The organism is Mesorhizobium sp. M1328, assembly GCF_040318075.1.
GTDB lineage: Bacteria > Pseudomonadota > Alphaproteobacteria > Rhizobiales > Rhizobiaceae > Mesorhizobium.
In genome coordinates this window covers 536,814-556,713 of the sequence record NZ_JAMYLO010000003.1, presented here as the reverse complement: position 1 = coordinate 556,713, position 19,900 = coordinate 536,814, and the positions used below count along the sequence as shown (strand labels likewise).

At 63.0% G+C, this 19,900-nt stretch carries 16 protein-coding genes; 7 read left to right on the top strand and 9 right to left on the bottom strand.

Features of this window, described 5'->3' with window-relative positions; all coding sequences use genetic code 11:
* The first annotated feature begins 596 nt into the window (after positions 1–596).
* Positions 597–4,361, top strand: a complete 3,765-nt coding sequence (locus NKH23_RS11335) for a vitamin B12-dependent ribonucleotide reductase (RefSeq protein WP_352714639.1) — start codon at positions 597–599, stop codon at positions 4,359–4,361.
* 180 nt (positions 4,362–4,541) lie between these two features.
* Here the strand turns inward: NKH23_RS11335 and NKH23_RS11330 are convergent, their stop codons facing one another.
* Together NKH23_RS11330 and NKH23_RS11320 are read right to left on the bottom strand one after the other, a co-directional pair.
* Complete coding sequence (locus NKH23_RS11330; RefSeq protein WP_352978875.1) at positions 4,542–5,552, bottom strand: MBL fold metallo-hydrolase; 1,011 nt, start codon at positions 5,550–5,552, stop codon at positions 4,542–4,544.
* A gap of 829 nt (positions 5,553–6,381) precedes the next feature.
* Positions 6,382–7,401: a GH25 family lysozyme gene (locus NKH23_RS11320; protein WP_352714640.1), complete on the bottom strand. Its 1,020-nt coding sequence runs from the start codon at positions 7,399–7,401 to the stop codon at positions 6,382–6,384.
* Positions 7,402–7,660: 259 nt separating this feature from the next.
* Here NKH23_RS11320 and NKH23_RS11315 point away from each other — a divergent pair, with 259 nt between their 5' ends.
* Positions 7,661–8,575 carry a hypothetical protein gene (locus NKH23_RS11315; protein WP_352910814.1) on the top strand — a complete coding sequence of 305 codons (915 nt, stop codon included), beginning with the start codon at positions 7,661–7,663 and terminating at the stop codon, positions 8,573–8,575.
* Between the two features lie 13 nt (positions 8,576–8,588).
* Here the strand turns inward: NKH23_RS11315 and NKH23_RS11310 are convergent, their stop codons facing one another.
* The 5 genes from NKH23_RS11310 to NKH23_RS11290 form a co-directional block, all read right to left on the bottom strand.
* Positions 8,589–8,801 carry a hypothetical protein gene (locus tag NKH23_RS11310; protein WP_023717422.1) on the bottom strand — a complete coding sequence of 71 codons (213 nt, stop codon included), beginning with the start codon at positions 8,799–8,801 and terminating at the stop codon, positions 8,589–8,591.
* Positions 8,802–8,919: 118 nt separating this feature from the next.
* Positions 8,920–9,318 (bottom strand): GFA family protein, encoded by a 399-nt coding sequence (locus NKH23_RS11305; protein WP_352714642.1) that lies wholly within the window; start codon positions 9,316–9,318, stop codon positions 8,920–8,922.
* Between the two features lie 197 nt (positions 9,319–9,515).
* Positions 9,516–10,472 carry an alpha/beta fold hydrolase gene (locus NKH23_RS11300; RefSeq protein ID WP_352714644.1) on the bottom strand — a complete coding sequence of 319 codons (957 nt, stop codon included), beginning with the start codon at positions 10,470–10,472 and terminating at the stop codon, positions 9,516–9,518.
* A gap of 24 nt (positions 10,473–10,496) precedes the next feature.
* Positions 10,497–10,982 carry an SRPBCC family protein gene (locus NKH23_RS11295; protein WP_352714646.1) on the bottom strand — a complete coding sequence of 162 codons (486 nt, stop codon included), beginning with the start codon at positions 10,980–10,982 and terminating at the stop codon, positions 10,497–10,499.
* Between the two features lie 123 nt (positions 10,983–11,105).
* Complete coding sequence (locus tag NKH23_RS11290; protein ID WP_352492428.1) at positions 11,106–11,354, bottom strand: ParB N-terminal domain-containing protein; 249 nt, start codon at positions 11,352–11,354, stop codon at positions 11,106–11,108.
* Positions 11,355–11,508: 154 nt separating this feature from the next.
* Between NKH23_RS11290 and NKH23_RS11285 the strand changes: the two genes are divergently transcribed.
* The 5 genes from NKH23_RS11285 to NKH23_RS11265 all read left to right on the top strand — a co-directional run bounded on the left by NKH23_RS11285 (position 11,509) and on the right by NKH23_RS11265 (position 17,202).
* Positions 11,509–13,149 (top strand): N,N-dimethylformamidase beta subunit family domain-containing protein, encoded by a 1,641-nt coding sequence (locus NKH23_RS11285; RefSeq protein WP_352714648.1) that lies wholly within the window; start codon positions 11,509–11,511, stop codon positions 13,147–13,149.
* 1 nt (position 13,150) lies between these two features.
* Positions 13,151–14,518: an aminotransferase family protein gene (locus tag NKH23_RS11280; RefSeq protein ID WP_353034656.1), complete on the top strand. Its 1,368-nt coding sequence runs from the start codon at positions 13,151–13,153 to the stop codon at positions 14,516–14,518.
* Positions 14,519–14,525: 7 nt separating this feature from the next.
* Positions 14,526–15,455, top strand: coding sequence for a 3,5-dioxohexanoate:acetyl-CoA acetone transferase (gene kce / locus NKH23_RS11275; protein ID WP_352714651.1), 930 nt, complete (start codon positions 14,526–14,528; stop codon positions 15,453–15,455).
* Between the two features lie 209 nt (positions 15,456–15,664).
* On the top strand, positions 15,665–16,174 hold the full coding sequence (locus tag NKH23_RS11270) for a GNAT family N-acetyltransferase (protein ID WP_353034654.1): 510 nt from the start codon (positions 15,665–15,667) through the stop codon (positions 16,172–16,174).
* Positions 16,171–17,202, top strand: coding sequence for a histone deacetylase family protein (locus NKH23_RS11265; protein ID WP_352714654.1), 1,032 nt, complete (start codon positions 16,171–16,173; stop codon positions 17,200–17,202). The genes NKH23_RS11270 and NKH23_RS11265 overlap by 4 nt, the downstream gene beginning before the upstream one ends.
* An 18-nt stretch (positions 17,203–17,220) precedes the next feature.
* Here NKH23_RS11265 and NKH23_RS11260 read toward each other — a convergent pair whose 3' ends face one another.
* Positions 17,221–18,486, bottom strand: a complete 1,266-nt coding sequence (locus NKH23_RS11260; protein WP_352714656.1) for a cysteine desulfurase-like protein — start codon at positions 18,484–18,486, stop codon at positions 17,221–17,223.
* A gap of 47 nt (positions 18,487–18,533) precedes the next feature.
* Positions 18,534–19,601: an aldo/keto reductase gene (locus NKH23_RS11255; protein WP_352714658.1), complete on the bottom strand. Its 1,068-nt coding sequence runs from the start codon at positions 19,599–19,601 to the stop codon at positions 18,534–18,536.
* Positions 19,602–19,900 lie beyond the last annotated feature (299 nt).

The window sequence follows — 19,900 nt, the reverse complement described above, 5'->3', positions numbered from 1 at the left end:
GCTTGTGGCTACAAGCCATAAAAAACTGAATCAGCGCGCGCTTCTATCCCCGTTATCCACATATGTGACACACAAGATGTTGGGGTCATAAAAGCTACGCAAACGAATCCTTGACGCCGCAAAACGAGTCGCCTTTTATAGGCCATGCGCTCCTGTTGAGAGTGCGACCGGAAAAGTTTCGAGGCCGGTCTTTTTCCCGGAATATGTGCGTTTTGATCCGCATTCCCGCCTGTTTACGAGGCCGGCGAAGGCGTGGGATTTTGAAGCCTTGGGTGGCGAAAGGGGAGGATTGTCGGACTTGAATAAATTGTCTGTTAACACTATATTTAGTGTTTGCAGGTAGGTTCGACGCTAGATAATGTGAATTTCCCTCGATCGAGGGCGTTACAAAAAGTTTTCAGTTTTGAGGGACCCACAGGGTCCGTGAGCGCGTTGGACAGCGGCCTCGCAAGAGGTTCGACCGGCAGGGCGGCGGAGACTGTGACGATGAGAGCCGGGGTTTTCGAACGCCGGCAGACGGCGGCCATGCGCGTTTCGTCAAGAGGGCAGAAATCCTCTGGGAAAAGCGCTATATGTAGACAAAAGGGACCGGACCAATGCGCATCGAGCGTCGTTTCACCAAGCCAGGGCAATCAGCTTACGCGGAGATCGAATTCCGCAAGGCGCTTTCGGAGATCAAGAATCCGGATGGCTCGGTGGTGTTCCGCTTGGACAATATCGACGTGCCGGCGCAGTTCTCCCAGGTTGCCGCCGATATCCTGGCGCAGAAATATTTCCGCAAGGCGGGCGTCCCGGCACGGCTGAAGAAGGTCGAAGAGACGCAAGTCCCCTCATTCCTGTGGCGCTCCGTCGCCGACGAAGCTGAACTGGCAAAGCTGCCGGAAGCCGAGCGCTACGGTTCCGAGACCGATGCCCGCCAGGTCTTCGACCGGCTTGCCGGTACTTGGACCTATTGGGGCTGGAAGGGCGGCTACTTCAAGTCGGAGGAAGACGCGCGCGCCTTCCGCGACGAGCTCGCCTATATGCTGGCCACCCAGCGCGTCGCGCCGAATTCGCCGCAATGGTTCAACACCGGCCTGCATTGGGCCTATGGCATCGACGGTCCCAGCCAGGGCCATTTCTATGTCGACCCGTTCACCGGCAAGCTGACCAAGTCGAAGTCTTCCTACGAGCATCCGCAGCCGCATGCCTGCTTCATCCAGGGCGTGCAGGACGACCTCGTCAATGAAGGCGGCATCATGGACCTGTGGGTGCGTGAGGCGCGCCTGTTCAAATACGGCTCCGGCACCGGCTCCAATTTCTCATTCCTGCGCGGCGAAGGCGAAAAGCTGTCGGGCGGCGGCCGCTCGTCGGGGCTGATGAGCTTCCTCAAGATCGGCGACCGTGCTGCGGGCGCCATCAAATCGGGCGGCACGACGCGTCGCGCCGCGAAAATGGTCATCGTCGACGCCGACCATCCCGATATCGAGGAATTCATCGACTGGAAGGTCAATGAGGAGCAGAAGGTCGCCTCGCTGGTCACCGGCTCGAAGATCGTCAAGAAGCACCTCGAAGCGATCATGAAAGCCTGCATCAACTGCGAAGGCAACGGCGACGATTGCTTCGACCCGGCGGTCAACACAGCGCTGAAGCGCGAGATCAAGGCGGCCAAGAAGGACGCGGTGCCGGAGAACTACATCTACCGCGTCATCCAGTTCGCCAAGCAGGGCTATACCTCGATGTCGTTCAAGACCTACGACACCGACTGGGATTCCGACGCCTATCTCACCGTTTCCGGCCAGAACTCCAACAATTCGGTGTCGCTGAAGGACGATTTCCTGCGCGCCGTCGAGCAGGACGGCGACTGGCATCTCACCGCCCGCAAGGACGGCAAGGTGCTGAAGACGCTGAAGGCGCGCGATCTCTGGGAAAAGATCGGCTATGCCGCCTGGGCGTCGGCCGATCCGGGCCTGCATTTCAACACGACGATGAACGACTGGCACACCTGCGCCTCGGCCGGTGCGATCCGGGCATCCAATCCGTGCTCGGAATACATGTTCCTCGACGACACCGCCTGCAATCTGGCCTCGATCAACCTTCTGCCCTACCGCAACGCCGACGGCACTATCGACATCGCCGCCTACGAGCACACGGTGCGGCTGTGGACCATGGTGCTGGAAATCTCCGTCATGATGGCGCAATTCCCGTCGAAGGAGATCGCCAAGCTCTCGTACGAATACCGCACGCTCGGCCTCGGCTACGCCAATATCGGCGGCCTGCTGATGACCTCGGGCATTCCCTATGATTCCGACGAGGGCCGCGCCATCTGCGCCGCCCTCACCGCGATCATGACCGGCACGGCCTATGCGACTTCGGCCGAAATGGCCGCCGAGCTCGGCGCCTTCCCCGACTATGACCGCAACGCGCAGAACATGCTGCGTGTCATGCGCAACCACCGCCGCGCGGCCTATGGCGAAAGGGACGGCTACGAGAAGCTTGCCGTCAACCCAGTGCCGCTGGTCGCCTCAGACCTCAAGCAGCAGGAGCTTGCCGACCATGCCAAGGCCGCCTGGGACCGCGCCATCGAGCTCGGCGAGGAGCATGGCTACCGCAATGCGCAGGCAACGGTGATCGCCCCGACCGGCACGATCGGCCTGGTGATGGATTGCGATACCACCGGCATCGAGCCCGACTTCGCGCTGGTAAAATTCAAGAAGCTCGCCGGCGGCGGCTATTTCAAGATCATCAACCGCGCGGTGCCCGAAGCGCTGCGCACGCTCGGCTATTCCGAGGCCCAGATCGCCGAGATCGAGGCCTATGCCGTCGGCCACGGCAATCTCAACCAGGCGCCGGGCATCAATCCCGGCTCGCTCAAGGCCAAAGGCTTTACCGACGACAAGATCGCTGCGCTCAATGCCGCGTTGAAGTCGGCTTTCGACATCAAGTTCGTCTTCAACCAGTGGACGTTGGGCGCCGACTGGGTGAAAGAGACGTTCGGCTTCACCGATGAGCAGCTCAACGATTTCTCGTTCGAGATGCTGCCGGCGCTGGGCTTTTCCAAGAAAGACATCGAGGCCGCCAACATCCATGTCTGCGGAGCGATGACGCTGGAAGGCGCGCCGTTCCTGAAGGCCGAACACCTGCCGGTGTTCGACTGCGCCAGCCCGTGCGGCAAGATCGGCAAGCGTTCGCTGTCGATCAACAGCCACATCATGATGATGGCGGCGGCACAGCCCTTTATCTCCGGCGCCATTTCCAAGACCATCAACATGCCGAACGACGCGACGGTGGAAGATGCCAAGGGCGCCTACATGCTGTCGTGGAAGCTGGCGCTGAAGGCCAACGCGCTCTATCGCGACGGCTCGAAGCTGTCGCAGCCGCTCAACGCCTCGCTGCTCGCCGATGGTGAAGAGGACGAGGACGAAGCCGTCGAGCAGCTGATCGCGGCACCGGCCGCACAGCGCGCCGTTCAGGTGACCGAGAAGATCGTCGAGCGCGTCGTCGAGCGTCTCTACCGCGACCGCGAGAAACTGCCGAACCGCCGCAAGGGCTACACCCAGAAGGCGGTCGTCGGCGGCCACAAAGTCTATCTCAGGACCGGCGAGTTCGACGACGGCCGTATCGGCGAGATCTTCATCGACATGCACAAGGAAGGTGCCGCCTTCCGCGCGATGATGAACAACTTCGCCATCGCCATTTCGCTCGGCCTGCAATATGGCGTGCCGCTCGAGGAATTCGTCGAGGCCTTCACTTTCACTAAATTCGAGCCGGCGGGCATGGTGCAGGGCAACGACGCCATCAAGAACGCCACGTCGATCCTCGACTATGTCTTCCGCGAACTTGCCGTCTCCTATCTCGGCCGCAACGACCTCGCCCATGTCGATCAGTCGGACTTCGACAAGACCGCACTCGGGCGCGGCATCAACGAAGGCAAGGCGACGCCCTTCTCCAAGGGTCTCACCCGCGGTGCCTCGCCGGTCAAGCTGGTGTCGGGCATGGGTGCCGAGCCCAAGGGCTTTGCCGGTTCGGGCTCCGGAACTCCGGCCCGTACCGCCCCGACCGCCTTCTCCGGCTCCAACGTGCTGACGCTGAAGCCGGCAAGCGACGAAGCCATCGCCTACAAGCGCGACTACGAGGAGCGCGCCAGGGAACTGGTCGAGGACATCGTCTACGCGGAAGCGTCCGACCCGACGGAGCTGTTCACCGACGAGGCGGCGAAAGAAGCAGCCGAAGCCAAAGCGCTCGCCGCCAACCGGCGCCAGCAATCGCTGATGCAGGGCTACACCGGCAACGAATGCTCGGAGTGCCACAATTTCACGATGGTGCGGAACGGGACGTGTGAAAAGTGCGATACTTGTGGGGCTACGAGCGGGTGCAGCTGAGATAGCTGATAGGCAAGTTGATCGCTTAGAGGTGGGTTGACGGCAACCCACCTCTAACGGTCAAAACAAGCCAATTGCCACTACCCGATCAGGCACGCCCGATGCCTAGCTACTCAAAGCTCGCGACGTTGCTCGTGCGGTCGTTCAAACGCTGTGCTCGGCCCTAACCCAATAAGCGGGTCAGTAGTCCCAGACAGCCGGCACGCAACGAAAGACATCGCCGTCCACCGCCACATGGCAGATAGACGGGAACGGCAGGTGAGTGGCCACCAGCGGCTCGCGGGTCGCCGCCAGCTCCCGCAAAAGATTGATGCGGACGCGGGCCGCCTCCTCGGGGTCGTGTTCGAAGCCGTTGTGCCAGTCGGGTTGGTCGAACCCGACCTGGAACACGGCGTCGCCGGCGAAGGTCAGTCGATCGCCGCCGGACGCTAGGCGGACCACGCTGTGCCCGGGGGTGTGGCCACCGGTGAGCGTGACGGCCACCCCCGGCGCCACCTCGTGCTCCGTCTCAAACGGCCGCAACTGGCTGTGGTAGTCGTTCACGAACCGCTTGGCCGCCCGCCGCAGCGCATCCGGGAACCCCGTTGGCATGGAGACGCGGGAGAAATCGGGCGACTCCCAGAACTTGAGCTCGGCGGCCGCCACGTGAATCCGCAGATCCGGACGCAGCCGGTCCTTCACCCCGTCGATGAGCAGCCCGCCGATATGGTCCATGTGCATATGGGTAAGCACCACGTCGGTGACTGATGCGAGATCGATGCCGGCGGCCTCCAGTCGCGAGACCAACCGCCCGGCCCTCGGCAAGTGCAAGTCCGGGTCCATCCCCAGCCCGGCGTCCACCAGTATGGTCCGGTCGCCGCTGCGTACGACGACCACGTTCAGCGGCCACTCGAGCACGTCCGGCGGCAGGAACATGTCGTCCAGCCAAGCCTCCCGGAGGGCCGGGTCGACGTTGTATGCCATAACCGGCGCTGGTATCGGCAGCACTCCATCGCTGACCACCAGCACGTCGATGTCGCCGACCTGCAGCGCGTAGCGCGACGGAACCAATTCGGGCTCCGGTCTACCGTTGCTGTGCTTGGCGTTCAGGCTGTCGGCGCAGTGCTGGATCGAGGGGTGTGAAATGTTGTCCAAGCTCATGTTTGTCTCCTGCTGACCAGTCGTGCGGGTTTTTGTTTCTGCCTGCGACATGATGCGCTCCTGTTTTGCGTGATCGAGACGTGTCGGTCACAAGCCACGTCGGGGACCCTATGGGGAAGCGTGTCGGCTATCGAGCTACACCTGAGGATGGGTCAGCCTGTGCTCTCAGTGGACCGCAGCGAGGATTTGGTGGTGAAGAGGCTGGCATGAGGGAGTAGACGCCCTCGCCCACCGAACGGCGCCCTGCGCTCAGCGTTGACTCGAAGCCGTCCTCGATATCCGCGACGATGTGCTCTTTCGAGCAGGAAGGATGTCAGGAGGAGCTGCTATTCAACTACGTCAGTGTAGATGATCGGCCGCTGGCCATAATGACATTTCCAACCGAAGAGGTTGCGCAATGCGTTACGCGGCGGTCATCGAAAAAGCCGGAAACAATTTTTCCGCTTAGCTGCCGGACCTACCCGGCTGCATTGCGATCGGTGCTCGAGGTGGAAACCGAAATTCGCGACGCAATACGCTTTCACATCGGAGGCTTGCGAGCCGATGGACTGGATGTGCCCAAAGGGGTCAGCTTGGCGAATATATAGAGGCGTAGAGCCGCCAGCCGAACCAAGGGCTGGTAGCTATCACCGCGCGTTTCTCTTCGACGGCACGGCATGGATCCTAGGGTCTGCGCTCCGCTTCGCGTTCGCTCCGCCCTAGGATGACGAAGACACGGAGGCCGAAGGCCAATCGCCAAGGCCGGTAACTAGCGGGAACATCCCTTCCTTCGTCATCCTAGGGCGGAGCAGGAGCGAAGCGACGTTGCGGAGACCCTAGGATCCACGCCGTGACCGCGGCGGGATACCGACGGTGGAAGCCAAGCACCCGACCCGCCGCGCTACTCCGCCTCGGCCACCATCTGCCGGCCGCCAGTCCAGTCTCGCCAAGCCTTCTCATCGCCGTGGAAGACGTTGAGGTCGATGCGGCCCCTCACCCCGTGCGACAGGCCAGAGCCGGAATATTGCCAGAACAGCCATTTGCGGTCGGGATAGACCTTTGATGGGTGCGCCGCCACGGCGCGCAGCCAGAATGGGTAATCGGGAAAGGCGCCCCTGAGATTGTCGCGGTAGAAGTCGGGCGCGGTGTAGATGATCGGGCGCTGGCCGTAGTGGCGCTCGAGCTTGTCCATGAACACCTGCATCTTTTCCAGCACCTTTTGCCGCGACGGGCGGCGCTTGCAGCTCGATTCGCCGTTCCACTCGACGTCGATCACCGGCGGCAGCGCGCCCTCGACCCTCGGCACGTTGCGGATGAACCAGTCGGCCTGCTCGCCGGCGGTGCGGCACCAGTAGAAGAAGTGATAGGCGCCGCGCTTGAGGCCGGCGGCGTCGGCATTGCGCCAGTTCCTGGTAAACATCGGGTCGATATGATCGCCGCCGTCGGTGGCCTTGATGTAGGCGAAGTTGGCGCCCTGGGCGCGCAGCTTTTGCCAGTTCACATTGCCCTGCCAGCGCGAAACGTCGACGCCGTGAACGGCAAGGCGCCTTGGCGAGGAGGACTTGCCGAAATTGATCGGCTTGGCGTCGCGAAAGCCATAGCGCGTGACCGGCTCGGCAAGCATCGCCGGTGCTGCGCGTGCCAGCCGCTTCGGCGGCGACATCAGCGCGATCACCTCGGCCGGCGGTTCGACGCCCTGATCGGGTACGTCCATCGCGACCGGCTGTTCGTCCTGCTCCTGTTCGGCAAAAGCGGGCGCGGCATCAGTTTTCGCCACGGATGCCACCGGCGCGGGTGGCCGTACAACCGAGCTGGTGGTCTCGCTGGACGGCATTTGCAGCGCATCGACGCCGGAGGTCGACGTGCAGCCGGCAAGGCACAGCGCTGCGATCGAAAAGATGACGACGCCTGATATCCGCATCTGGACCTGTACGCAAAACACAACAGACCGAAGGCAGGACAACGCCGCCGGACAAACCAAGCTGGATTCCTAACAAGAAACTACCAACAAAGTTTGAATCGACTTGTTAGGGCTTTGTATCGGGAAATCGGCCGGACAGAGGGGCGCTATCCCTCCGACGTTCGGCCACGTCGCTGCCTCGCAATCCCGCTTGACAACTCACTGCATGAGATTAGTCTCCCCTAATCTTACAGTGTAAGGCCATACTTGGGAGGACGTCATGCAGCCTGCCGCCTTGTCAGAATTGCAGCCCGTCGTCCCGCCGGAGCCGCACTCGCCTGCCATCAGGATTGACGAGATATCCCGCGACCTCAGCCGCGTTATCGAACGCGCCGAGGTCAATGCCTGGCTCGATCTCTATCGCGCCGCTCCGGCAGACTTTGCCGCAAGGCAAGGCTTGGCCATCGCCGAAGATGGCGATCTCGTCTGGACCACCTGCACGACGATCCCGTTCATCCATTTCAACTGCGTCAAGAATTTCGGTGTCGATAGCGCGGCCACCGAGAGCCGGCTCGATGCGCTTCTGACGCATTATCGCGAGGCCGGTATTCTGCGGCCCTGGTTCTACACCAATCCGCATACCGAGCCCGCGACGCTCAGCTGCTGGCTCGAGGCACGCGGCCTGCAGCGTCAGGGCGGCTGGGAACGCATCTTTCGCGACGCCACGCCATTGCCAACGGAGCCGCTTTTCCCGACGAAGGATGTCTCGGTCGAGCGGGTGACGCCGGCAACGGCAAGAGAATGGGCTGGGTTCATCGACAGCCAATATCGGTTGCCGACCTCACCGTGGTTGCTGGTGCTGGCCGGCCGGCGCGGCTGGCATCATTACATGCTGCGGCGGGAGGGCACGGTGGCGGCGGTGCGCTCGATGTTCATCGGTGCCGACGGCATGGCCTGGAGCGGCATCGACGCACCGGTGCCCGGCATCATGGCGCCGAGCTTCGACCTCGATGCAATGCTCGGCGAACCGATGGTGCGCGACGGACTTGCGGCCGGTGCAAAACTGTTCGTGGCCGACATCGAGGCGCCGCACGCCGAACGCGACGGGCCGGCGTATCGCAACTATGCGCGCCTCGGCTTCAGGCTCGCTTATTTCCGCAGCCATTACAGCTATTTGCCGGCAAATTCCGGCTGACCGCTTCAAGACCCTAGCCGCACAGCCACAGCTTGTGGCAGGTCGTGGCCATCAAGTGGGCCGGCGGTACAAAACGATCGTTGACCGCCACATCATCGTCCGCCCGGCGGACCTTTTCCTCGAGCAGAGTGCGAAGTTCCGCCGGCTGCACGCGGTCGCGCTCCATCACCAGCTTGATCATCGGATCGCTCAAGAGTTCGTCCAGGGTGTTGATGCTGTCGTTCATCCGTCGCCTCCTCGACTGCCTGCCCGCACACAATAGATAGGCAGCAATGATGGCCCACCAATGACGCTTTGCCGGCTATCTCGTGTCGCTTCGGATTAAATTTTGTCCAGATTTCACCTCAAACCGGCGGTGGCGCGCCTTCATATTGCGGCAGGCCGTCGTCGATCTGAACCCAGGGCTGCTTCGAGGCGGTCCAGATGTGCATCTCAGGCCTGAACACTGAGGGATCGTCGAGCGAGCCAGTGGTGACGCCCACGATGCCGGCGGAATCGCGTCGGGAAAACATCGTCGTGCCGCAGCGCGGACAAAAGCCGCGCTTGAGATCGGGGGAGGAATTCACCATCGCCAGCGGTCCTTCGACCGTCACATCGTCGATGCGGAACAGCACGCGCGCGTTGAAGGCGGCACCCAGCGCCTTCTGGCAGATCCGGCAATGGCAGACGCGCTCATTGATCGGTGCCGCCTCGGCGCGGTAGCGCACCGCCCCGCATAAACATCCACCCTGATATCTTGCCATTGCTCCGATCCGTCATTTGGAGAAGATCGGCGAACCGTAGCGACGGGCATGGCAGCGTCAATTGAAAAGCTTTGATAGGGCGCCATCGGTTCCTGTGATCCGGCCGATACACGATGCCCGACGCGCCGGGCCCAAGGCCTCATGCCGCGAAAACCGGCCATCTCGCGAGAGACGGCCGGCAGACAATTGACCGGGCGTCAGTTAGTTTCGTTGACGACCTCATCCCAGGTCTTGACCTTGGTCTCGCCATTGAGGAACGGCAGCGCGGCAGCTGTCAGTTCCGGCGCGAAGAACACGTCGTAATGGGTGCGGTTCGGCACGATCGCCAGACGGTTCTGCGACAGGTTCTCGCGCATCCAGCCGGCGTCCTTCAGCCCGCCGCCAAGCATCTGATAGAATTTGATCTCGTGCTCGGGCCGGTACATGTCGCTGTCGCCGAACACCAGCATCACCGGCATTTTCAGCTTCGGCACGTCGGCCGAATAGTCGTAGTCCTTGCGCATGTAGGCGCCGAGCTGGTCAAGGAGTTTCGGAAAATCCTCCGGATGCAGCGCGACCGCGACGTAGGATTTGTACATCGGCGTGTCCTTCATCATGTCGGCCATCGCCGCGCCGACTTGTGCCTGCTGGCCACGCATCTCGGCATAGAAGCCGTCCGCGGCGTAGCCGGTCGAGACCAGGACGAGCCGTCGCACCACGTCGGGATGCTGCACGGCCATGCGGAAGGCGACGCCGCCACCCAGCGAATAACCCATGACGTCGACCTTGTCGTAGCCGAGCGCCTTGACGATCGCCGCCATGTCGTCGCCCATCGCCTCCAGGCTGAGCGGCCGATCGCCGAGCGCGGTGCGGCCATGGCCCTGCAGGTCGACCCCGATGACGGTGCGGTTTTCGGTAAGCTTCGGCAGGATCGGCGCGAACATGTCGGTCGTGCCGAGACCGCCATGCAGCAGGAGCAGCGGCTCGCCCTTGCCATAGACGGCGTAATAATAGTTCAGGCCGTTGATCGGCAGCAGGCCGGATTTTTCCGGCGTCGGCAGTGTTGCGGTTGCGGTCGTCATGGCGGGCTTGGCCTCCTCTGCGTTGATGGTGCCCGGCGCCGCAAAGAGCGCGGCGGCCGAGGCGAAAATGGCAAAAAATATAGATCTGGACATATCAGTCTCCCTCTCCCGTTTGCATCAAAGTCGCTTTGCGACCTCCTCGAGCTGTTCGGCGCACTGGCCCCAGCCCTCGTGAAAACCCATTTTCTCGTGCTGTTCGCGGTCGGCGACCGACCAATGCGCAACCCGGGCGATGTAGCGGGTCTTGCCCGTGCCCTCGTCCTCGAGTGTCACAATCCCGGTCATGAACGGTTTGGCGGAAGGCTCCCACGCCTTGGTATAGGCATCGGTGAAGACGAGCTTCCTGCCCGGCACGACTTCGAGGAAGACGCCGGGGTTCGCAAACTCGTTGCCGTCAGGACCGGCCATGACGACGAGGCTGGTACCGCCGGGCCGAACATCCATCTCCGCGCGCGGCGTCGTCCACGGCTTCGGCGCGAACCATTGCGTCAAGAGCTTCGGCTCGGTCCAGCAGCGATAGACGTTCTCGCGCGGCGCATCGATGATGCGGGCGAGAACCAACTCGCGGTCGGAGTTGGGGGCGATGTCGAGCTTGGTGGTCATGGTGTTTCCTCACATGTCGGTTTTGGCTTTCGTGTCTAGGACGAACCGACAAGACGCAAGCCGACACGGTTCGCGAGAAAAAATCCGCGGGACCGGAGATTCGAACGACGGAAATGAGTGGCTTCAGTGACGCTTGGCTTGCACCAGATAGGCGTCGATCTCGGTCTCGCCGAGCCACTTGGCCGCTTCCAGCCGATGCAACCCTTCGACGAGGATGTGGCGCTTGCCGTCATGGCGCACCTGGATCGGCATCTTCATGCCGTTTTCCAGAATGTCCTCGGCCAGATGGCGGACGGTTTCGGGATGCAGCGTCTTCTTGCGCGCGGTCGGCACGTAGATGTCGTCGACCCTGACCTTTTGCACTCTCAGCATATCGGCTCCCATGCGGACAAGGCCGCCCTTGTGAGATAGTCTGTTTGGCCGGCAAGGCCAAGGGAGCGGCCCGGCAATGGCTGGCCCGATCGTTTCCAATTGACGCTTGGCCGGCCGATGGCCGAAATGGCGGCCTTCGACCTTAGCGGTGTCCATGAACCATCTGCCGACAGAGTTTCCCGATTTCGGACTGACGCCGGAGCAGCGACGCCAGGCGGTGCGCAGCCATTACTGGGAATGGCCGGGGATGGATGGCGGGCGTGGCGAAATCTGGTGCTACAGCGACCGTTTTTCCTACCGTCCTGGCGACATGATGGCGCTGCATGTCAGTTCGACAGCCGCCAGTTTCGGCATCGCGATCATCCGCGACGGCGGCGCGGAAGCGACAATGTTCGAGGAGGCCGGTATCGCGGCGCGCTGGCAGGATACGCCGGATCAATGTTCGGTCGAAGGCTGCGGCTGGCAAGTGTCGTTCGAGTTTCGCATCGGCGACGATTGGCCGTCCGGCGCCTATCGCGTCACACTGACGGCAGATGGCCGGGACGGCGAGGTGATCCGCTGCCACCATCTTTTCGTCCTTGCGCCGCAACCCGGCAAGAAACCCGGCCGCGTGCTGCAGGTCGCGGCCACCGGCACCTGGCTCGCCTACAACACATGGGGCGGTTCCAACCATTACGAAGGCATCACCGGGCCAGGCCGCGACCAGTATGCACGAATGGTATCGACGCAGCGGCCGTGGTGCCGCGGCTTCGTCGTGCTGCCCAAGGACGCGCCGCGCGTGCCGCTCGAAGTCGCCGTGCAGCCGAAAACCGTGCCGCGCTATCCGCATATGGAATGGGCCTTTGCTACCGGCCATTCCAAGAAATACGCCTCGTCGGGCTGGGCAAGCTACGACAGCCATTTCTTCCGCTTCGCCGAGCGTGCCGGCTACGCCGTCGATCTCGCCAGCCAGCACGATCTGCATTTTTCGCCCGACATCCTCGACGGCTATGACTGCGTCGTCTTCGTCGGCCACGACGAATATTGGACCTGGGAAATGCGCGATGCGGTCGACACCTATGTCGAGCGCGGCGGCCATGCAGCGCGCTTTGCCGGCAATTTCATGTGGCAGACCAGGCTGGAGGACGAAGGGCGTCGGCAGGTCTGCTACAAATACCGCGCCCGCGCCGAGGACCCGGCCTATCGCGGCGGCGACATAAGGCGCGCCACTAACTCCTGGGAGGCGCCGGAAATCGGCCGGCCGGGTGCGGCGACCTTCGGCCTCAACGCGACAAGAGGCGTCTATGCCGGCTGGGGCGGCTGCGCGCCGCGCGGCGTGCGCGGCTTTCCGGTCTACCGGCCGGAGCATTGGGCCTTTGCCGGTACCGGCATCTACTATGGCGACCTGCTCGGCGCCGACAGCCATGTCTATGGTTACGAGGTCGACGGGCTCGACTTCGAGATCCGCGGCGGCCTGCCCTACCCCGAGCCCGACAGCGGCGCACCGGACGGCCTGCAAGTGCTGGCCGTCGGCATGGCGAGCCAGGTCGAGGAAAGCGCCGACATTCCGCTCAAGGACCAGTTTCTCGGCGACGAGGACGGGCGCTTCACCGCCGAAACGCTGTTCGGCGAGGCAAGCGATGCCAATCTCGACAAGGTCAAACGCGGCAACGGCATGATCGTCAATTTCCGGCGCGGCAAGGGCGAGGTGTTTCACGCCGGAAGCTGCGAATGGGTTGCCGGCCTGCTAAGGCAGGATGCGATGGTCGAGCGTGTCACCAGAAATGTCCTCGACCGCTATCTTGGAAAGTCATGACATGCTGAAGTCCCCTGCCCCGGAAGCCCGCGAAGCCTCGCATCTGTTTTATCTGTTCAGCCTGCGCCGGCCGTTGATCGACCGCGCCGAAGGCATCTACATGTGGACGCAGGACGGCCGCTGCTTCATCGACGGATCGAGCGGGCCGATGGTCGCCAATATCGGCCATTCCAACCGCAACGTGCTCGACGCGATGAAACGGCAGATGGACCGCGCCACCTTCGCTTACCGCCTGCATTTCGAGAACGAACCGGCCGAGGAGCTCGCGCGGCAACTGGCGGCCAAACTCCCCGAGGGCCTGGACCGCATCTTCTTTGTCTCCGGCGGCTCGGAAGCTACGGAATCCTGCATTAAGCTGGCGCGGCAATGGGCGGTCGCCACGGGCCAGCCCAGCCGCTGGAAGGTGATCACGCGCTTTCCCTCCTATCACGGCGGCACACTGGGTGCGCTCGCCGTCACCGGCGACGATGCGCTGGCCGAAAATTTTACGCCGATGATGCAGGTCATGCCGACCGTGCCGGCGCCCATCGCCTGGCGCGACCGCGACAATCTATCGATGGAACAGCGCGGCATCCGCTACGCCGATATGCTGGAAGAAAAGATCCTCGCCGAGGGGCCGGAAAGCGTGCTCGCCTTCATCATGGAGCCGGTCGGCGGCGCTGCCACGGCAGCACTTGTGGCGCCGGACAGCTATTATCCGCGCATCCGCGAGATCTGCGATCGCTACGGCATCCTGCTCATCCATGACGAAGTGATGAGCGGTGCGGGTCGCACCGGAAAATTCCTCGGCGGCGACCACTGGAACTGCAAGCCCGACATCGTTGCGCTATCGAAGGGGCTGGGCTCGGGCTACGCGCCGCTCGGCGCGCTGGCGGCACCGATGCGGCTGGTGCAGCCATTGCTCGCATCGGGCGGCTTCCAGCACGGCCATACTTATGCCGGCAATCCGCTCGCCTGCGCCGCCGGGCTCGCCGTACTCGGCGAAATGGACCGCCTCGGCCTAATCGCCAACGCGGCTGTCATGGGCGACCTTTTGATGGACGAACTGAAGGGATTGGCCAAACGGTTTCCATTCATCGCCGATGTCCGCGGCAAGGGCCTGCTCACCGGTGCCGAAATGGTCGCCGATCCCGACACTCTGAGGCCGATCGAGCCCGCGAAAATGGCCACCCAGCGCCTGCTCGACCTCGCCTATGAGCGCGGCCTGATCATCTACGGACGCAAGGTCAAGGGCGGTGTCGACGGCGACAATTTCATGGTCGCGCCGCCGATGATCGTCACCGCCGCGCAGATCGGCGAGATCGTATCCATCATCGGCGACTCGCTCGAGGTGCTGGCCGGCGAGCTCGACCTGCCGGTCGAAGGTTGAGGCGACCATGGCACCGCGAAAAGTCATTATCACCTGCGCCGTCACCGGGTCGGTGCATACGCCGTCGATGTCGCCGCATCTGCCGGTGACGCCGGACCAGATCGCCGCCGACGCGATCGCCGCCGCCGAAGCCGGTGCCTCGATCCTGCATCTTCACGCCCGCGACCCTAAGGACGGGCGGCCGACCGCCGACCCCGAGGTGTTCATGCAGTTCCTGCCGCGCATCAAGCAGGCGACCGATGCGGTGATCAACATCACCACCGGCGGCTCCTCGCTGATGACGCTCGACCAGCGGTTGGCCGCCCCGCTCAGGGCCGCGCCGGAAATGTGCTCGCTCAATATGGGCTCGATGAATTTCGCGCTGTTCCCCATGCTCGACCGGCCGCGGGAGTGGCAGCACGAATGGGAGCCGAAGCTGCTCGAAGCGACCCGCGACACGATCTTCAAGAACACCTTTGCCGACATGGAGACGGTGCTCGAAAAGCTTGCGCGCGGATGCGGCACGCGCTTCGAATTCGAATGCTACGATGTCGGCCATCTCTACTCGCTGGCGCATTTCCGCGACCGCGGGCTGGTGTCGGGACCGCTGTTCATCCAGTTCGTGTTCGGAATCCTCGGTGGCATCGGCGCCGATCCCGAAAACCTGGTCCACATGAAGCACATCGCCGACAAACTGTTCGGCGACAGCTACCAGTTTTCGGTGCTGGCCGCCGGACGCCACCAGATGCCGATGATCTCGATTGCGGCGGCGATGGGCGGCAACGTCCGCGTCGGGCTGGAGGACAGCCTCTACGACGGGCGCCAGCTCGCCAAGTCCAATGCCGACCAGGTGCGCCGCATCCGCAGCGTGCTCGACGGATTGTCGCTGGACGTTGCAACGCCGGCCGAGGCGCGGCAGATGCTGGCGCTCAAGGGCGGCGACCGTGTGGCGTTCTGATGGTTGTGGCCTGAGATGATTGTGATCCGTCACACCCCCCTCTGTCCTGCCGGACATCTCCCCCTCAAGGGGGGAGATTGGACATCACTGCGGCCTTCGCCAATTGCCGATGTTGCAGGATGGGCGACAAGATCGAAGCTACCAATCTCCCCCCATGAGGGGGAGATGTCCGGCAGGACAGAGGGGGGTGCCTGGGCACTCTGCCTGCCGTGAGTACGCCATCGACAAACGTACTTATCCGCCCCGGCACCAGCGAAGACGTCGAAACCATCCACGCCGCGCTCCTACGGCTGGGCGCGCATGTCGGCGCCCATCAGGAGATCGCCTCGACAGCTCAGGATCTCCGCACCTATGGCTTTGGCGAAAAGCCTGCCTTCTCGACCTTGATCGCCGAAGTCGGCGGCGAATTTGCCGGGCTGTGCCTCTATTTTCCGATCTTCTCGACATGGATGGGCCGGCCCGGCATCTATGTGCAGGACCTCTATATCGAGGACCGGTTTCGCGGCCGCAGGATCGGCGAGCGCCTGCTGCGCCGGGTCGCGGCGCAATGCCGCAAAGACGGCGGCGTTTACCTCAGGCTGTCCGTCGACACCGACAACGAGACCGCCAAGGCTTTTTACGAACGGTTGGGCATTGCCTGGTCGAGCTACGAGCAGGTGCAAAAGATCGTCGGCGAGGCCTTTTTCGCCTTTGCCGACGCACCGGAGGAGCCAACATGAAAGCCTTCTATGCCGAAGAACAGAAGCGCCACGACCCGAAGGCGTTCCTCTCAAGCGGCGCGCCGCAGCCCAATCCGGAAAAGCCGGTACGGGTCGAGCGATTGTTAGCCGGCGCAAAGGCTGCCGGCTGCACGATCGAACGGCCGCGGGATCACGGGCTCGGCCCGATTGCGGCGGTGCATACGCCGGAATATCTCGATTTCCTCCAGCATATCTTCGCGCGCTGGCAGCGCATCGAGGGCGCCTCGGCCGAGGTCATCCCCAACATCCACCCGATCGCGCGGAACGGCTCCTATCCGGCCTCGGCGGTCGGCCAAGCCGGCTACCACATGGCCGACACCGCCTGCCCGATCTCCGGGGAGACGTGGCAGAGCGCGCTTTGGAGCGCCTGGAGCGCGGTTGAAACCGCCGAGGCGGTGATGTCGGGAGCGCCGGCCGCCTATGCGCTGTGCCGGCCGCCCGGCCATCACGCCTTTGCCGATGTCGCCGGCGGCTTCTGCTTCATCAACAATTCGGCGGTCGCCGCACAGGTTCTGCGCAAGCAGGCGGCGCGGGTGGCGATCCTCGATGTCGACCTGCACCACGGCAACGGCACGCAAGGCATCTTCTATGCCCGGCCGGACGTGCTCACCGTGTCGCTGCATGCCGATCCGGTGCGGTTCTATCCGTTTTTCTGGGGCTATGCCGACGAGCGCGGCGAAGGCGCCGGCCTCGGCTACAATCTCAACCTGCCGCTGCCGCGCAAATCCGGCGATGCGGCTTTCCTCGAAGCGCTCGCGGCAGCGTTCCAGCGCATCAACGCCTTCTCGCCCGATGCGCTTGTGGTGGCGCTGGGGCTAGACGCCTTCGAAGGCGATCCGTTCGGCGGACTGTCGGTGAGCACGTCTGGTTTTTCGCGCATTGGCGAGGCGATCGCCGGGCTCGGCCTGCCGACGGTCATCGTCCAGGAAGGCGGTTATCTCTGCGACGAACTCGGCGACAATCTCACCGCCTTCCTCACCGGTTTTGGCGGCGCCCACAAGCGATGATCCGCCCGCGTGGCCCGCTCAGGATCGCTCCTGCCTCAGCATGGCGACAACGCGGTGCACGCTCTCCAGCGTCTCTTCGATCTCGGCTGCAGTGTTGTAATGAGCGATGCCGATGCGCACCACGCCCTGCTCGGCCGGAATGCCGAGCTGGTGCACGATCTCCCAGGCGTAGTTGTGGCCGGACCACAGGAAGATGTTTTCGGCATTCGTCTGCCGCACGATCGTCTCCGGCACGATGCCTTCGACAGTGAACGACACCGTCGGCACACGCTCATTGATCCGCTTCGGATCGGTGATGCCGTGGATGGTCAGGCCGGTAATATCCGACAGACCATCGATCAGCTGTTGCGCCAGCGGGTTCTCGTAAGCGATTGAAACTTCGAAGGCCTTGGCGATTTTCTGCCGACGCGACGCTTGCGCGCCGGCTGCCGCGCCCAGGTCGGCAAAATAATCGACAGCCGCCGACAGGCCGGCCATCAATTCAATTTGCGGCGTGCCGAGCTCGAAGCGCTCCGGCAGGGCATTGGACGAGCAGCGGCATTTGTACGGCTGCAGTGCATCGACGACGTCCAGCCTGGCCCACAAAATTCCCATATGCGGGCCGAAGAACTTGTAGGCCGAGCAGATCAGAAAATCGCAGCCGAGGTTTTGGACGTCGATCAGGCCATGCGGCGCGAACTGGACGGCATCGACGTAGACCAGCGCACCAGCCTGCCTCGCGATGCCGGTCAACGCCTTCACCCGGTTGATCGACCCGGTGAGATTGCTGGCATAGTTGAGCGCGACGAGCCGCGTCCTCTCGGAAAGCAGCGCGGCGAGTGCTGCCTCCTCGACCTGCCAGCTCTGCTGGTCGAAAGGCAGCCAGCGCACGACAAGGCCAAGGTCTTCAGCCAGTTGCAGCCAGGGCGAGATGTTGCCCTCATGGTCCATGCGGGTGAGGATGATCTCGTCGCCGGGTTTCATCGTACGGCCAAGCGTTCGCGACATCTGGTAGGTCAACGTCGTCATGTTGGCGCCGATAATGACTTCCTGCGGACTTGCCGCGCCAAGGAAATCCGCCATCGCCAGATGGGCCTCGTCGACAATGTCCTGTGCCGCAATGGTGGTCTCGAAGAAGCCGCCGAGATTGGCATTGGTGGTCAGTAAGCAACGCGATACTGCGTCCGCCACCGCCTGCGGCACCTGCGTGCCGGCAGGATTGTCGAGATAAATGCGCCTGCGGCCCTTGTCGGTCAACGACAAGGCCGGAAATTTCGCGCGCACCGCGTCGATCCGGAAGTCCATGGCTGTTCCCTCCCCTTATGACTATCGGACAACTACGTCCCGACGCATCAAGGGCACGGATTGCCGACGCGCTGGTGGATCGCGTCGACGGCTTTCTGCATCTCGTCGGTCCAGACCACGTCGGCGGAAGAGAGCGCCATTTCGAGTTGCGAAATGGTCGTGGCGCCGATGATGTTCGAGGTGACCAAGGGCCGGTTCGAGACATAGGCATTGGCAAACAGCGCCGGCTCCATGCCGAAGGTGCGCGCCAACCGGTTATATTCGAGCTGCACCTCGGCAGCATTCGGCGTCTCGTAGCGCTGGCCGCGGTTGAACAATTGCGAGCGCGAGCCCTGCGGCCGCGCGCCATGATCGTATTTGCCGGTCAAATAGCCTTGCGCCAGCGGCGAATAGGCAAGCAGCGACACCTGCTCGCGCTCGCAGACTTCGGCAAGGTTCACCTCGAAGGTGCGATTGACGAAATTATAAGCGTTCTGCAGCGAGGCGACGCGCGGGCCGAGGCCCTTGTCGGCTTCGGCAATGAAACGCATGACGCCCCAGGAATTCTCGTTCGACAGGCCGAAATGGCGGATCTTGCCGGCCTTCACCAGTTCATCGAATACGGCAAGCGTCTCGGCGATCGGCGTCTCGCCTTCCGGCACGCCGGCGGCATCGGATCGTCGCGGTACGGCCCCGATGCGGTTCGGATTGGCGCCCCACGGCACGTCGCGTTCCGGCCAATGGATCTGATAGAGGTCGATGTAATCGGTGTTGAGCCTGGCGAGTGACTTTTCAATAGCGTCGACGATATCGGCGCGCACCAGCTTAGACGGGCGGTCGCCGCGAAACCAGGTGTTGGCGGTGCGACCAACCACCTTCGAGGCGATGATCACCTGGCCGCGATTGCGCTTCTCCTTCATCCAATTGCCGATGATTGTCTCGGTACGGCCTTGTGTCTCCGCCTTGGGCGGGATCGGATAGAGTTCCGCGGTGTCGATGAAATTGACGCCGCGCGCAAACGCCAGATCCAGCTGGGCGTGACCGTCCGCCTCGGTGTTCTGCTGGCCCCAGGTCATCGATCCGAGGCAGATCTTCGACACGAAAAGATCGGTCTGGCCGAGACGGCGTTTGTGCATGGAGTTTCTCCGGCGGGAATTTTGCGCGGCTGCGCGAGGAGGAAGCAATAGCATACAGGAAAGCGCCGCCCGCTTCCAAGCCCACCGACGGCAGGTCAGGCGACTTTCCCAGGACGCCGGCGGACGGGGTTCATCCCAGCGGCCAATAAAAAGCCGGACTGCATGTGAATGCAGTCCGGAAGTTCGCCAGGAATGGCGAGGAAAAACCGGCCAAGGGCCGGCACTGAGGCCTACGGTCGAAGCACCGCAGAAGTTTCGCCGGAACAGCCGAATTATGTCAAAAAAGATCAGGGCAGCAT

Coding starts and splice junctions, on each gene's coding strand:
- NKH23_RS11310 (WP_023717422.1), bottom strand. CDS start 8,801: ATGAACGACAGCATCAACACCCTGGACGAACTCTTGAGCGATCCGATG.
- NKH23_RS11315 (WP_352910814.1), top strand. CDS start 7,661: ATGCAGCCTGCCGCCTTGTCAGAATTGCAGCCCGTCGTCCCGCCGGAG.
- NKH23_RS11305 (WP_352714642.1), bottom strand. CDS start 9,318: ATGGCAAGATATCAGGGTGGATGTTTATGCGGGGCGGTGCGCTACCGC.
- NKH23_RS11285 (WP_352714648.1), top strand. CDS start 11,509: ATGAACCATCTGCCGACAGAGTTTCCCGATTTCGGACTGACGCCGGAG.
- NKH23_RS11280 (WP_353034656.1), top strand. CDS start 13,151: ATGCTGAAGTCCCCTGCCCCGGAAGCCCGCGAAGCCTCGCATCTGTTT.
- NKH23_RS11265 (WP_352714654.1), top strand. CDS start 16,171: ATGAAAGCCTTCTATGCCGAAGAACAGAAGCGCCACGACCCGAAGGCG.
- NKH23_RS11330 (WP_352978875.1), bottom strand. CDS start 5,552: ATGTCGCAGGCAGAAACAAAAACCCGCACGACTGGTCAGCAGGAGACA.
- NKH23_RS11335 (WP_352714639.1), top strand. CDS start 597: ATGCGCATCGAGCGTCGTTTCACCAAGCCAGGGCAATCAGCTTACGCG.
- NKH23_RS11260 (WP_352714656.1), bottom strand. CDS start 18,486: ATGGACTTCCGGATCGACGCGGTGCGCGCGAAATTTCCGGCCTTGTCG.
- NKH23_RS11255 (WP_352714658.1), bottom strand. CDS start 19,601: ATGCACAAACGCCGTCTCGGCCAGACCGATCTTTTCGTGTCGAAGATC.
- NKH23_RS11320 (WP_352714640.1), bottom strand. CDS start 7,401: ATGCGGATATCAGGCGTCGTCATCTTTTCGATCGCAGCGCTGTGCCTT.
- NKH23_RS11290 (WP_352492428.1), bottom strand. CDS start 11,354: ATGCTGAGAGTGCAAAAGGTCAGGGTCGACGACATCTACGTGCCGACC.
- NKH23_RS11295 (WP_352714646.1), bottom strand. CDS start 10,982: ATGACCACCAAGCTCGACATCGCCCCCAACTCCGACCGCGAGTTGGTT.
- kce (WP_352714651.1), top strand. CDS start 14,526: ATGGCACCGCGAAAAGTCATTATCACCTGCGCCGTCACCGGGTCGGTG.
- NKH23_RS11300 (WP_352714644.1), bottom strand. CDS start 10,472: ATGTCCAGATCTATATTTTTTGCCATTTTCGCCTCGGCCGCCGCGCTC.